14 protein-coding genes are annotated in these 13828 nt (G+C 54.6%); 9 read left to right on the forward strand and 5 right to left on the reverse strand.

Annotated features, from left to right (window positions below):
• Positions 1–16: 16 nt before the first annotated feature.
• The 3 genes from IQ254_RS24575 to IQ254_RS24585 are packed head-to-tail and all read left to right on the forward strand — an operon-like array spanning position 17 to position 2855.
• Positions 17–1207: an ATP-dependent 6-phosphofructokinase gene (locus tag IQ254_RS24575; RefSeq protein WP_193968791.1), complete on the forward strand. Its 1191-nt coding sequence runs from the start codon at positions 17–19 to the stop codon at positions 1205–1207.
• A 32-nt stretch (positions 1208–1239) separates the two neighbouring features.
• Positions 1240–2340 carry a hydrogenase formation protein HypD gene (hypD, locus tag IQ254_RS24580; RefSeq protein WP_193968792.1) on the forward strand — a complete coding sequence of 367 codons (1101 nt, stop codon included), beginning with the start codon at positions 1240–1242 and terminating at the stop codon, positions 2338–2340.
• A gap of 29 nt (positions 2341–2369) precedes the next feature.
• Positions 2370–2855 carry a hypothetical protein gene (locus tag IQ254_RS24585; RefSeq protein WP_228041062.1) on the forward strand — a complete coding sequence of 162 codons (486 nt, stop codon included), beginning with the start codon at positions 2370–2372 and terminating at the stop codon, positions 2853–2855.
• 59 nt (positions 2856–2914) lie between these two features.
• Here IQ254_RS24585 and IQ254_RS24590 read toward each other — a convergent pair whose 3' ends face one another.
• Genes IQ254_RS24590 through IQ254_RS24600 form a run of 3 tightly spaced genes read right to left on the reverse strand, consistent with a single transcriptional unit; the run spans position 2915 to position 6002 of the window.
• On the reverse strand, positions 2915–4702 hold the full coding sequence (locus IQ254_RS24590) for a SulP family inorganic anion transporter (RefSeq protein WP_193968793.1): 1788 nt from the start codon (positions 4700–4702) through the stop codon (positions 2915–2917).
• A gap of 12 nt (positions 4703–4714) precedes the next feature.
• The gene (locus IQ254_RS24595; RefSeq protein WP_193968804.1) at positions 4715–5281 is read right to left on the reverse strand and encodes a rhodanese-like domain-containing protein; all 567 of its coding nucleotides are present in this window, start codon (positions 5279–5281) and stop codon (positions 4715–4717) included.
• A 22-nt stretch (positions 5282–5303) separates the two neighbouring features.
• On the reverse strand, positions 5304–6002 hold the full coding sequence (locus IQ254_RS24600; protein WP_193968794.1) for an MBL fold metallo-hydrolase: 699 nt from the start codon (positions 6000–6002) through the stop codon (positions 5304–5306).
• Positions 6003–6272: 270 nt separating this feature from the next.
• Here IQ254_RS24600 and hypE point away from each other — a divergent pair, with 270 nt between their 5' ends.
• Both hypE and IQ254_RS33905 read left to right on the forward strand, forming a co-directional pair.
• Positions 6273–7304 carry a hydrogenase expression/formation protein HypE gene (hypE, locus tag IQ254_RS24605; protein ID WP_193968795.1) on the forward strand — a complete coding sequence of 344 codons (1032 nt, stop codon included), beginning with the start codon at positions 6273–6275 and terminating at the stop codon, positions 7302–7304.
• A gap of 358 nt (positions 7305–7662) precedes the next feature.
• Positions 7663–7806: a hypothetical protein gene (locus tag IQ254_RS33905; RefSeq protein ID WP_369011363.1), complete on the forward strand. Its 144-nt coding sequence runs from the start codon at positions 7663–7665 to the stop codon at positions 7804–7806.
• Here IQ254_RS33905 and IQ254_RS24615 read toward each other — a convergent pair.
• Together IQ254_RS24615 and IQ254_RS24620 are read right to left on the reverse strand one after the other, a co-directional pair.
• Positions 7779–8039, reverse strand: a complete 261-nt coding sequence (locus IQ254_RS24615; protein ID WP_193968797.1) for a DUF6737 family protein — start codon at positions 8037–8039, stop codon at positions 7779–7781. The two genes, IQ254_RS33905 and IQ254_RS24615, sit on opposite strands and share 28 nt — an antisense overlap.
• A 144-nt stretch (positions 8040–8183) precedes the next feature.
• Entirely contained in the window at positions 8184–8606 is a 423-nt protein-coding gene (locus IQ254_RS24620; protein ID WP_193968798.1) for a Fur family transcriptional regulator, read from the reverse strand.
• A gap of 249 nt (positions 8607–8855) precedes the next feature.
• Between IQ254_RS24620 and IQ254_RS24625 the strand changes: the two genes are divergently transcribed.
• From IQ254_RS24625 to IQ254_RS24640, 4 genes are all read left to right on the forward strand, one after another.
• The gene (locus IQ254_RS24625; protein ID WP_193968799.1) at positions 8856–9428 is read left to right on the forward strand and encodes a peroxiredoxin; all 573 of its coding nucleotides are present in this window, start codon (positions 8856–8858) and stop codon (positions 9426–9428) included.
• Between the two features lie 224 nt (positions 9429–9652).
• Positions 9653–10657, forward strand: coding sequence for an NAD(P)/FAD-dependent oxidoreductase (locus IQ254_RS24630; RefSeq protein ID WP_193968800.1), 1005 nt, complete (start codon positions 9653–9655; stop codon positions 10655–10657).
• A gap of 92 nt (positions 10658–10749) precedes the next feature.
• Positions 10750–10977, forward strand: coding sequence for a nitrate/nitrite transporter NrtS (nrtS, locus tag IQ254_RS24635; protein WP_193968801.1), 228 nt, complete (start codon positions 10750–10752; stop codon positions 10975–10977).
• Positions 10978–11077: 100 nt separating this feature from the next.
• The gene (locus IQ254_RS24640; RefSeq protein WP_193968802.1) at positions 11078–13630 is read left to right on the forward strand and encodes a glycogen/starch/alpha-glucan phosphorylase; all 2553 of its coding nucleotides are present in this window, start codon (positions 11078–11080) and stop codon (positions 13628–13630) included.
• Positions 13631–13828: the final 198 nt, after the last annotated feature.

A 13828-nucleotide genomic window follows, 5' to 3' on the forward strand; every position in this document is an offset into this window, starting at 1 on the left:
CTCCTCCCTCCCCCCCATGTCCCCAGCAACGTCTTCTAAAAAAATCGGCATTCTCACCAGCGGCGGCGACTGCCCTGGGCTAAACGCGGTCATTCGGGCCGTGATCAAATGCGCCACTAAACGGGGCTGGGAGGTTTACGGCATTCCCTACGGGACCCAGGGGCTGATTTCCCTGGAGCAGGGCAGCTGTGGTATTCAAGATCTGCGCCTGCGGGACCACGGCTTCGATATTCCCGGTCGGCTCCACGGTGTGGATGTGCTCCAGTTTCTCAGCGGCAGCATTCTCGGCGCCCTGAATAAAGGCGATCCCAGTGACCCGCTGATTGCCGAGGAAATTTTGGAGGGCTACCGGCTGCTGGGCTTAGATGCCCTGATTGCCCTCGGCGGCGACGGCAGCCTGGATATTATTGATGACCTGGCGCGCCAGGGCGGCTGGAACTGGATTGCCATTCCCAAAACCATTGATAATGACGTGCCCTATACCGAGCGATCGCTGGGGTTTGATACGGCGGTAGGCACGGTCACCCGCGCCCTCTATGACCTCACCTTTACGGCGGCTAGCCACAGCCGCATCATTGTGGTGCAGGTGATGGGGCGCGATGCGGGGCATCTGGCTCTGCAATCGGGCATTGCGGGCGGGGCCGATGTGATTTTGATTCCAGAACTGACGCCAAAACTGAACGATCGCATCCTCGACGGCATTTGCCAGCAGATTGTGCACCTGCGGCAGTGCGATCGCCAGTTTGCCCTGGTGGTGATTGCCGAAGGGGTACGCAACCAGGCGGGCGACAAAGAGAAATACATTGGCGACCTTTTGGCCGAACAAATTCAGCGGCACGGCACTCAACTGTGCCAGACCGGGCAGCCAGAATTCTGTTATTTAAAGAGTCTTGAAACCCGCGCCACCACCCTGGGCCACATTCAGCGCAGCAGCCCTCCCTCTTCCTTTGACCGACTGATTGCGGCGGCCTTTGGCAGAAAAGCAGTCGATCTAATTGCCGAGCAAACCTACCAGCAGCTGGTGATTTGGGCCCAGGGGCAGGTAGACAGCAAACCCCTTGAGGCCGTCATGCCGTTGATTAAGGCGCGTCACCAGGCCCATGTTTGCACGAGCCCGGTGACCCCCAGCAATCCGTGGGTGCAGACCGCTCGAGACCTAGACATTTACCTGGGCGATCCACTGGCGGTGGGCAATGCCGATTCATGACTTTCTATCGACAGGGACCATCACGCCAGCCTATGAAATACGTCACTGAGTATCGCAATGAAGCCCTGGTACAGGACTATGCAGCGGCGATCGCCGCCCTCATCACCCAGCCCTGGACCCTGATGGAAATCTGCGGTGGCCAGACCCACACGATTGTGAAATACGGCCTCGACCAGCTGCTGCCAACCGACATTACCTTAATCCACGGGCCAGGCTGCCCGGTCTGCGTCACCGATGCGGCCCTGATCGATCAGGCGCTGACCCTGGCGGCGCAGCCCGAGGTGATCTTCTGCTCCTACGGCGACATGCTGCGGGTGCCGGGCACCTCGACCGATTTGCTCAGCGTCAAGGCCCAGGGGGGCGACGTGCGGATGGTGTATTCACCCCTGGATGCGATCGCCCTGGCCCGGCAGCACCCCGATCGCCAGGTGGTCTTCTTTGCGGTCGGCTTTGAGACCACGGCCCCCGCCACGGCGATGGCGGTTTATCAAGCTCAGCAACACCAGATCAACAATTTTTCTGTCCTCATGGCCCACGTGCTCGTGCCCCCCGCGATGGCGGCCATTTTGGCCGCACCAGACTGCCAGGTGCAGGGGTTTCTGGCGGCGGGTCATGTCTGTACGGTGACGGGGTATGAGGCGTATCCTGCGATCGCCGCCACATATCACGTCCCGATTGTGGTAACTGGCTTTGAACCCGTCGATATCTTGCAGGGGGTATACCTCTGTTTGCGACAGCTCGAAGCAGGCCGAGCCAGGGTCGAAAATCAATATGCGCGCTCCGTACAAGCCTCGGGCAATCAACCGGCGCAGCAGCTAATGGCGCAGGTATTTGAGGTGGTGCCTCGGGTGTGGCGAGGGCTGGGCAGCCTCAGCCAGAGCGGCCTGGGCCTGAGAGAGCCCTACCGAGGCTTAGATGCCCAGGTGCGGTTTCGCGATCGCCTGAATACTCAGGCTCAAACACCAGAGGCCGAGGATAGCTGCATCAGCGGCCTGGTGCTGCAGGGGCTGAAAAAGCCCCACGATTGCCCGGCCTTTGGCACCCGCTGCCGTCCAGAACATCCCCTCGGCGCTCCGATGGTCTCCACCGAAGGAGCCTGTGCGGCCTACTATCGCTATCGCCCAGCGTCATAAGTTCCTCATCTTTATTTTTTAAGCTAAAGATGACGCCGAATTCTGGGGATGATGTCATCCTTCTGCCCATGAATAAACCGATTGCCAATGATTTTTCGGCCAGACTCACCGCCCTGTGGACGGTCTTTTTGCTCGGCACCTTATTTCACACCCAGCTGGCGCTCATGCCGCTGTTTCACAATCTCAGCGTAGCCGAATCCCACGCCCACAACTACATCAGCGTCAACGCCGTCATGTGGTTCATGCTGATCTTTTTCTCGCTGCCGCTGCTGGCAATTCTAGGATCTGTATTCCACCCCTCGCTGCGTTTCCGTAAACTACATTTCGGCATGACCTTGATCTACTCGGTGCTCAACCTGTTGCACCTTGTCATGGATAGCGTAATTTCTGTTCCTGGCTACCAAATTGTACTAATGGCGCTGCTGTTTTGTGTGGGGCTAGCACTTAATGCCGTGGCCTATGGATGGATAAAAGCTCACGATAGTTCTGCAAAGCATTTTAACTTCTCGACCTGAGGCGGCCAAAAAATTGGCGCTGCTTATTTCTGAGGTGAACTCAATAGGACAACGAAACCTTAAGTTTCGGGGCGATCGCCGCCTTCTGCTAAAGCTTTTACAGCTTGGTGGGTGCTTAGAAAAATGTGGTTTGGGCCTAGGTGCTCTATAAAGCCTACCCGCGTCAGACGGTCCATTACGGGGCCTTTAATTTCGCTGAGATAGCACTCTACGCCAGCGTCCTTAAAATCTATAATCAAGCGCTCCAGGCTCTCTAAGGCGCTGGCGTCAATGAAGTTAATGCCGCTGCCCATCAGCAGCAGAGTGGTGATCTCCGGGCGGGTGGCGATCGCCGCCCTGAGCTGAGTCTCTAAATACTGAGTATTGGCGAAGTACAGACTTTCATCAATACGGACGATCAACAGGTGGGGATAAGTCGTCACCTCATGGCGGCGGACATTGCGAAAATGCTCGCTGTTTCCCACGCGACCGACCACAGCGATGTGAGGTTGACTGGTGCGCCACAGGTAGAGAATAACCGAAGCGGCAATACCGACCAAAATGCCGACTTCAATACCGATCGCAAGTACGGCAAAGAAGGTCACCAGCAGCGAAGCCGCATCTGTCTTGTTGTAGCGCCACATCAGCCGGAGCGTCGCCCAATCTAGCAGTCCCAGAACGGCGACTAGAATCGTGCTCGCCAGCAAAGCCTGCGGTAAGTAATAAAACAGCGGCGTCAAAAATAGCACTACCAGCAGAATCAGCAGCGCCGTAATGATTGAGGCCAGTCCGGTGTTTGCGCCCGCCTGAAAATTGACGATTGAGCGGCTTAGCCCGCCCGTCACCGGAAACCCGCCCGTCACCGCTGCACCTAAATTTGCTGCGCCCAATCCAATCAGTTCTTGATTGGCATCAATGGTCTGACGGCGTTTGCTGGCCAGCGATTTGCCCACGGCGACACTTTCTACAAAGCCAACAAAACTGATAGCCAACGCCGCGGGCACAAGTTGTTGCCACAGTGTCCAATTCACGGGTGGAAGGGTGATGGGTGGCATACCCGACGGGACTGCACCCACAATATTGACATCGGCAACCTGGTCAAGCCTGAGCCACCAAACCAACAGCGTCCCTACAAGAACCACGAACAAAGGACTACTACGGGTCACAGGGGTGACCCAGCTGGGGGCAACTCCCCAACGCTCAAGCTGGGAACCTAGTCTCGTATTGCCATAGAGCAGAATGGCTATACCGCTCAACCCAATCCCCAGCGTTATCGGGTTAGTTTCAGACAGCCTTGGCGCGATCGCCCCCAGCAACCCTAGAAAAGACTCCGTAGGGGGCAGCGAAAGGCCCAACAGATGCTTTAGCTGGCCAAAGCCAATGATCAGCGCCGCCGCACTGGTAAAGCCGGAGATCACAGCATGGCTGAGATAGTTAGCTAAAAAGCCCAGCCGCACAATTCCCATACCAACTTGAATCAGGCCCACGAGTAAGGCTAAGGCCAGGGCATAGGCAATATAGTCGGCTGATCCCGGCTGCGCCAGTTTCCCAACTCCGGTTGCGACCAGCAGAGACACCGTGGCCACTGGCCCCACCGATAGGGTTCGGCTCGTGCCGAGTAGGGCATAAAGAATCAGGGGCGCGATGCTGGCATAAAGCCCTACCTGCGGCGGCAGCCCGGCTAAGAGGGCGTAGGCCATGCTTTGAGGCACCAGCATAATGGCTGCGATCGCGCCTGCCAGCACATCTCCCGGTAAATCTTGCCGCTGATAGTGCAGCAACCACCGCAGAAAAGGAAGATAGGAATAAAGCGCCCGCTGACGTGAATGGGCAGATCGATACGAGGGTTTAGGTTTCTCAGGGAGCATAATCGCTGTCCCCTAAAAAATCATGTTGCCAGTGTGAACCGCCCGTCGATTGTAGGGGAGTTTGGCCAATAGCATAGCCATCGCGCAGGTGTTAGTAATGCCCGCAAACGCCAGCCCCGTTCCGACCAATCCAGATAGCAGTAAAAACCAGGGCGAGATCCAGGCACCCAGAACCGTGCCGATGAGCACTAACGAGCCCGCTACAATCTGAACCTGCCGAAACATGCTGATAGGGGCATTCTTATTGACCTCGGTCTTGTAGCCAGCAGCTTTCCAGGTTGGTAACCCGCCCTGTAGATGAGCGACTTGGTCAAAGCCTGCCGCCAGCATTTTTTGGGCCGCCTGGGTTGAGCGGTTGCCCGATTGACATTGCAAAACGATGCGCTTATCGGTCAGCGGCATCAGCTTGCTAGGGTCAAATGCAGACAGCGGCATCAGCCGAGCCCCAGGGATATGTTCAGACGCATACTCCGTCGGTTCTCTGACATCAATTAGGACGGCTTCTCCGCGATCTAACCAGTGCTTGAGCATCGATACATCAATCTCTTGAAGCTGAGATTCTGCAGTAGACGACATAATCAAATCTCCTTACAAGGGCTTATTAAACGGTTGTTGCCACCTGTCCACACAACTCGTTGGCAGGGACGGCTTCCATCATTTTCTTGGGATCAGGCAGGTCGAGCGCGTTCATAAACTCGATGAATGCCAGGCGATCGCGGCCCACAAATCGAGGATTCCACTGCTTCTCCTCAGCAATAGTCGATACGGTATGGCCGTGATAGTCATGGGCCGGATAGACGAGTGTGCTATCGGGCAGCGTGAACAGCCTCTGGGTGACTGAATCGTACAGCGTTCCGGCATCGCCACTCTGAAAGTCAGTGCGGCCACACCCTCGGATAAACAGGGCATCCCCTGTAAGCACGCGATCGTCGTTCACCCGATAGGCCATATGACTATCGGTATGCCCCAGTGTGGCGATCGCTTCGATTGTGATATCGCCCAGCGTTAGCCGATCACCATCAGCAATATGGCGATCGGCACAGCTCACCTGAGCATGCATGGGAACCACACCCAAGCACCCAGTCGCCGCCCGCAGCTTGTCGGCTCCAGTAACGTGATCGGCATGAACATGGGTTTCCAAACAGTAGCGCAGTGTCAACCCTAATTCGTTGAGCAATCGCAGGTCGCGCTCTACCTGCTCAATCACCGAATCTACCAGAATGGCTTCCCGCAGACGGATATCGGCAATGAGATAGGTGTAAGTATAAGAGTCATGATCAAAGAGCTGTCGAAATAACACCGTACTTTCCTCCAAGGTTGTTCACATCTTGAGGTTCCGTCGAGGTCCACCGTAGGGGTCAAAGCAAACCCACTCCCCCGCTAACTTAACCATAAAGATTTCCCATGAGGAACTTGTGACGATCGGCGTATCAGGGTCAAGGGCAATTGCCCGCCTCACAAGTTCCTCAATTCTCTACCGTAGAGTTGCCATAGAGTTGATCTGTACCCAAACCCCTACATGGGTGCTGCTCTAAGGGCGAGGTCAACATTCATGCACTCCCTAACTTCCATGCTCCAATCCCTTACCTGTCCTATTCCTCTCCAGCGCTACCCTCAGGTACTCTTGGCTCATGGTGGTGGGGGAAGTCTGATGCGTCAGCTGATCGAAGAGATGTTTCTAGCAACCTTTCAGCCAGAAACCGCTTGGCAGCACGATGCCGCCAGTCTGGCCCTATCCGGCGATCGCCTGGCGTTTACCACCGACTCCTACGTCGTGACGCCGTTATTTTTCCCGGGGGGCAATATTGGCTCCCTGGCCGTCTACGGTACGGTCAACGACCTGGCGATGGCGGGCGCTAGACCCCACTACCTTAGCCTCAGCTTCATTCTGGAAGAAGGGCTGCCGATGCAGACACTCTGGCAGGTGGTTCAGTCAGTTCAAGCCGCCGCCGAGCAGGCCCAGGTGCGCATTGTCACGGGAGATACTAAGGTCGTCGATCGCGGTAAGGGAGACGGCCTGTTTATCAATACGGCGGGTATCGGCACTGTCGAGCAGGACAGTTTTATCGGTCCCAGCGCGATCCAGCCCGGAGATGTCGTGCTGCTCAGCGGCGACTTGGGGCGTCACGGCATCGCTATTTTGTCGGCCCGCGAGGGGCTGGCGTTTGAAACCACCATTGAGAGTGATTCGGCACCGTTGGCGATCGCGGTACTCGACCTGTGTCGCCAGGTTCCCGTCCACTGCCTGCGCGACCTCACCCGAGGCGGGCTTGCCAGCGCCCTAAATGAGATAGCTCTATCGGCACATCAGACTATTCAGCTGGAAACAAACGCTGTTTTGGTGCCAGAAGAGATACAGGGAGCCTGCGAACTGTTGGGGCTCGATCCGCTGTACGTCGCCAATGAAGGTCGATTTGTGGCATTTGTTCCCGCCCCCGCCGCCGCCGCCGCCCTCGACTGCCTATGCCAGTACAATCCCTCGGCCCAGATCATTGGCACCGTCACCGACGATCAACCTGCTCAAGTGGTTTTACAAAGCCCTATCGGGACACAACGCATCCTCGGTTTTCTCAGCGGGGAACAGTTGCCCCGAATTTGTTAACTATTCTCAGATTTGGCAGCACAGCAACGTCAAAGCCCTGCTCCCGCTGAGCTATAGCCATTGCCAGATCGGTTAGGCTCGATGTTTTTGAGAATTCGCCAGTGCCAATGATGGCGGCCACCAGAGCAAACAGCCCCAGCGACATCAGGTTCAGCTCCAGCGCTCGCTATTACTAGGCGTTATATCAAGTCCGGCTAATCAACCCTAGAATGACAGAGTTGCAAGACAGGTTTAAAGCGAGATAGGTCGTCGATTGAAGCTAGCACCACATTTGAACCTAGAGGAACTGGAACAGCGTTATAAATTGGCTAAGAGCGGGATCGAGCGGGGGCATTATCAGCTGATCTGGCTGTTGCAATTGGGCAAGCGTACCGCTGAGGTCTCTGAGGTTACCGGCTATAGCCGAGCCTGGATCTATGAAGTGGTCAGAAGCTATAACCGCGAAGGCCCAGCGGCACTGGGTGATCAAAAGAGCTATTCCAAATTCTCGTTGGGCTGCTGACCGACCGAGACAGTATCTAGATAGCCTGCCTCTCGCATCAGTCGAGGCCACAGCAGTAAAAAAAAGCCCATCCACGCGCCAATAGGAACACCGACCAGGGCAGTTAGCCAAACTCGATGCAGGAGTAGCCAACTACCTCCAACGATCGTGACCCCCGTCAGCACAATCGACCAGGGCTGACACCACCAGGGCTTGAGCTGCCAGGGGCTGGTGATGGGAGTAGGGTTGGTCATAGTTTCGGATCAATTTTGGATTTTGGATTTTGGATTGGCGATTTTGGAGCGGGTAGCCGCGATATTTCATGGCTTGCCTAGCAGCAGTGTATCGCCTATGCAGGTCGCCCCAGCCAAAATCCAAAATCGCCAATCCAAAATTGCTTATTCTGCCTGGCAGCGATCGCACAGCCCGCGCACCGTTACCTCATAGCCCTCAATCTGCCAGCGGGAGCTGAGGGTTCGGGTATCTAAACTAGCCAAGGTTTCCCAGGGAATATCGGCGATCGCCCCACAACTCTGACAGCGAAAATGGTGGTGAGGGCCAACATTGGCGTCGTAGCGGCAGACACCCTCCTCCAGCAGCACTTCACGCACCAGGTTAGCCCCGCGCAGGGCCTGCAACGAACTATAGACCGTCGCCTGCGACGAGGTCGGGGCGCTCTGGTTCAAGTCATTGAGAATGTCATCGGCCGTGGGATGGTCACAGCGGCCTAGCAAATTCGCATAGACAGCAAACCGCTGGGGCGTGACGCGCAGTCCCTTCGACTTCAGCATAGTGACGATTTGATCAGCTTGGGACGACATTCTCCCGGCTCCGACATTCAACGCTACGGCACTTCGATCCAAGGCAAACAATCGCTGGATGGACATACTACGATAACCTACTCTTAACAGGTTAGCATTCCTATCTAGACATCAGTCTTACTTAGCAAAAATTCCTTCTTTTGAGCTACTATACTTATTGAAGTTTTCTTAACTCAGAATTATTCTGGGCTAAGCAGCAGTAGCTGGAAACGCAGTTGACTTGTTGTCAGACCAAACAAAGAGGTAATTATGGCTGCTATTGAACGTGTACCTGACGTTGTATTCAAGACCCGCGTGCGGGATGAGTCGGTGGGCGGGTCTAACCCCTACCGCTGGCAAGACCTGACCACCAGCGATATCTTCGCTGGCAAGAAAGTGGTGGTGTTCTCTCTGCCCGGTGCATTCACCCCGACCTGCTCTTCCAACCACCTGCCTCGCTACGAAGAGCTCTACGAAGAGTTCAAGGCTCAGGGCGTTGACACCATCATCTGCGTGTCGGTCAACGATGCCTTCGTCATGTTCCAATGGGGTCAGAAGATCGGCGCAAAGAATGTCTCCTTACTGCCCGATGGCAACGGCGAGTTTACCCGCAAGATGGGTATGCTGGTCGACAAGTCTAACCTGGGCTTTGGCATGCGCTCTTGGCGCTATTCCATGCTCGTCAACGACGGTGCCATCGAGAAGATCTTTGTTGAGCCCGATTTTGGCGACAACTGCCCCATCGACCCCTTCGAGGTCTCCGATGCCGACACCATGCTGGCCTACCTCAAGGGGACTGAGTCTGCCGGTGTGTCTGAGCCTCGCCTGGCCTTCGTCGGCTAATTACCATCTGTCCGATGACAGATAAGCATCAGGCAAAGGGGAGACTAACCCCCCTTTGCCTTTTTAGATCAGGGGTAAGCTGATCTAAATAAAGGGCGACAATATCCGGTAGTTCCCTAAGACATATTGATGCCCAACGTCTACCAACCCTTTTAGCCTGAAAATATGGCTTGGTCATAGCCTGTTATTAAGCCTAATTGCAGTTCTCTCCATCCAGCACTCCTATGAAACTCTCTCGCAAAAATCTCCACGAACGCACCGACCAACTCTACGATGCCATTGTTGTAGGAGGTGGCATGGGAGGGTTGTCAGCCGCTATTTACCTGGCGCGCTACGGACTTAAGTGTCTGGTGATTGAGAAAGGCAAAGGGCGATCGCTGTGGATGCAAGAGGTTCGCAACGTCGTTGGTGTTGATCCCGAAACTCCGGGCCGGGCAATCCTTAACCACGGTATGCAGCAGTCGGTGGAATGGGGGTCTGACTATCTGCGCGGCTACGTCGAAGATGTAGTGGACGAGGGCGACCAGCTAGCGGTACAAGTCAAAGTGGGTAAAACCGACAGCGTTTACCCCGTATTTCGTGCCAAGTACCTAATTGCTGCCTCCGGCGTAATCGATGTCCTGCCCCAACTCGACGATATGCAAAACGTCTATGACTATGCAGGTTACACCCTCCACGTCTGCATGATCTGTGACGGCTTCGACATGTGGGATCAAAAAGCCGTGCTGATCGCCGGTAAAGAGTCCCAGATTAACGCTGCGTTTGTGCTCGACTGGTTCACCCCTTACATTTCGGTCTTGACCCACGGGCTTTGCACCGTCGGCGATGACATGAGAGCCAAATTGGCCGACTACGGCTATCCTCTTTACGAAGCACCGATCGCGAGATTTTTAGGCGAGCATCATAAGTTAGGCGGTGTGGAGCTCAATGATGGCACCATCATTGAGGCAACAACCGGCCTCATCAACATGGGTTCGATCTACCATAACCACTATCTCAAAGGCATTGCCAACCTAGAATGGGATGGCGAAAACCTGGTTACCAACACCATGTGCCAAACCACCCACGATCGCATTTTTGCCATCGGCGACCTGAAGCAGGGTCTAAACCAGGTCTCAGTAGCCGTAGCCGATGGCACCCTGGCAGCTACCCAGATCTGGCGCAATATCCGCCGCGCTAGCCCCCCCCGCAAGTGGGAAGAGAATTTGGCTAAGGAACTAGTATCTTAGGTTCCTGGCTCTTATCCCTGCCCTGCCCCACCGGGAGAAGAAATGTACCGTGGGGATAGGGTATGTTTTCATCTACCTGTAGGCAGCATACTATGAAGGCCATTAAGGGTTACTTGGCAGCGCTGGTGATTCCTCAATTGGCGGTGCGGGCAGTGCGAGTGGCCTTGGTAATTGGCACCCTGCTCTTTGTCATTAATCACGGCGCGGCGGTGCGCTCTAGAACCATGACCCAGGCCCGCTGGATCTCTGCTGGCCTGACCTACCTGGTACCCTACGCGGTGAGCATTCACGGGCAGTATATTGGCCGAGAGCAGTCTTAAACCAAGCTTAAATCGTGCTCTAAGCCACAATTTGCGATCGCTCAATTTGATCTCATAGAGGATGATTACTAGCCGTACTCTGTTCCAGGACGAGTCACCTATGGATGCCCCTTCGCCAGTCGATATTGCTGTAGCAACAGCCCTAGCCAAAGAGCGGACTGAGTCAGACATTGAAAGTATTAAACGGGCATTTCTAAATAACCTCTTTTACGTGCAGGGGAAGCCGGTCTCGCTGGCGACCAAGCAAGATTACTACATGGCCCTAGCCTATCTGGTGCGCGATCGCATGCTGCACCGTTGGAACGCAACCGCTGAAAGCTACACCCAGCATCGGTCGCGTACCGTGTGCTACTTATCAGCAGAGTTTTTGATGGGGCCCCACCTCGGCAACAACCTCATCAACATGGGCATCTATGACCAAGTCAAACAGGCTATGGAAGAACTGGGCCTTGAGTTTGACGAACTCCTGGCCCAAGAAGAAGAACCCGGATTAGGAAACGGAGGCCTGGGGCGATTGGCGGCCTGCTATCTCGATTCGTTAGCATCCCTCGAGATCCCATCATTGGGCTACGGTATTCGCTACGAGTTTGGCATCTTTGAGCAAGGCTTGCGCGATGGCTGGCAGGTCGAGCGCACCGACAAATGGTTACGCTATGGCAATCCATGGGAGGTAGCTCGCCCCGAGTGGTCTGTAGCCGTCAAATTTGGCGGCTACACCGAAACCTATACCGATGATCAAGAACGTTATCGAGTACGCTGGAACCCCGATCGCGAAGTGCTTGGAGTTCCCTACGATACGCCAATTTTGGGCTACAAAGTCAACACGGCCAATACCCTGCGGCTGTGGAAAGCCGAAGCCATTGAATCCTTCGATTTTGCAGTCTTTAACCAAGGAAACTACTACGGCGCAGTAGAAGAGAAAGTTGCCTCCGAAAATATCTCCAAAGTACTCTACCCCAATGACGATACTGAGGCGGGCAAGCAGCTACGTCTGGAGCAACAGTTTTTCTTTGTGTCATGCTCCCTCAAAGACATGTTCCGCATTCTGGCCGGGCAAAACATGACAGTAGAGCAGTTTCACGAAAAATTTGCCATCCAACTCAATGACACCCACCCGGCGATCGCAGCCGCCGAACTGATGCGCCTGCTGCTCGATGAACAGGGCCTCGAATGGTCTTTAGCCTGGGAGACTACCCAAAAAACCCTCGCCTACACAAATCACACCCTGTTACCCGAAGCGCTTGAAAGGTGGCCCATCAGCCTATTCGGTCAGCTATTACCGCGCCATCTTGAGATCATCTACGAAGTCAACCGTCGATTTCTCGACCTGGTGCGGATGAAATTTCCCAAAGATCCCGATCGTCTAGCCCGTATGTCGCTGATTGACGAAAGCGGCGAGCGCTATGTGCGGATGGCAAACCTTGCCTGCGTTAGCAGCCATACAATCAATGGTGTTGCCGCTCTACACAGTGAGCTACTCAAAGAAACTGTACTGCGCGACTTCTACGAGCTATTTCCCGAAAAATTCTGCAACAAAACCAACGGTGTTACCCCGCGCCGCTGGATCGCCCTCAGCAACCCTCGCCTGAACACACTCATAACCAGCCGCATTGGCGATCGTTGGATCAAACATTTGGACGACCTTAAAAAGATCGAACCTCTCGCCAACGATACTAACTTTTGTGAAGAATGGCACACCATTAAGCAAGCTGTTAAGCGCGACCTGTCAAACCATATCCACAACCAGTTTGGCATTTTGGTCGATCCCACATCCCTGTTCGATGTGCAGGTGAAGCGTATCCACGAGTACAAACGTCAGCACCTCAATGCTTTGCACATTGTCACACTCTACAGCCAGCTCAAACAAAACCCAAATCAGGATATTCCCCCCCGTACCTTTATTTTTAGCGGTAAGGCAGCACCCGGCTACCACATGGCCAAACTGATGATTAAACTGATTACCGCTGTAGGCGATATGGTCAACAAAGATCCCGACCTACGCAACCAGATTAAAGTCATTTTCTTGCCCAACTATAACGTCACCAACAGCCAACGTATTTATCCCGCATCCGATCTCTCCGAGCAAATTTCCACTGCTGGATTCGAAGCTTCGGGCACCGGCAACATGAAATTTGCCATGAATGGTGCGCTGACCATTGGCACCCTCGACGGCGCTAACGTCGAAATTCGCGATGCCGTCGGAACCGAAAATTTCTTCTTGTTTGGCCTCACTGCCGACGAAGTCGTCACCCTCAAAACCGAGGGCTATACCCCTTACCACTACTACGAGCGCAGCCCCATACTCAAAGACGCCATCGACCTGATTGCCTCCGGCCACTTCTCCCAAGGAGATGGCGAACTGTTCAAGCCGTTGCTTGACAAACTGCTCTACCACGATCCCTTTATGTTGTTGGCCGACTATCAGGCCTATGTGAACTGTCAAAAGACCGTGGGCCAAGCTTACAGCAATGTCGAGAACTGGACCCGCATGTCGATTCTCAATGCAGTACGCATGGGCAAATTCTCCAGCGATCGTTCCATCGCTGAGTACTGTAGCGACATCTGGAAAGTATCTCCATTCCCCATCAGCATCATGGACTATGGAGAAATAAGTGGTGCCGCTGGCGGCAAACTGATCTGTAAACTTAGTTAACCTAATCTCCAGGCCATTGGCCACATAGTGAGGGATGTCATATAGGTAGCAGCAAAAGCCCTTAGCCACGAGCTTAACGGGTGACAAGGGTACTCAACGTCATGCGGTACAGGGCTTTGAGACAATAAAGGGGACAAAAAATAGGGAGCCTCAGTGCAGCTCCCCTAAACCAATATGTTTCCTGCATCCTACCAAACC

This window comes from Nodosilinea sp. LEGE 07088 (assembly GCF_015207395.1).
GTDB lineage: Bacteria > Cyanobacteriota > Cyanobacteriia > Phormidesmidales > Phormidesmidaceae > Nodosilinea.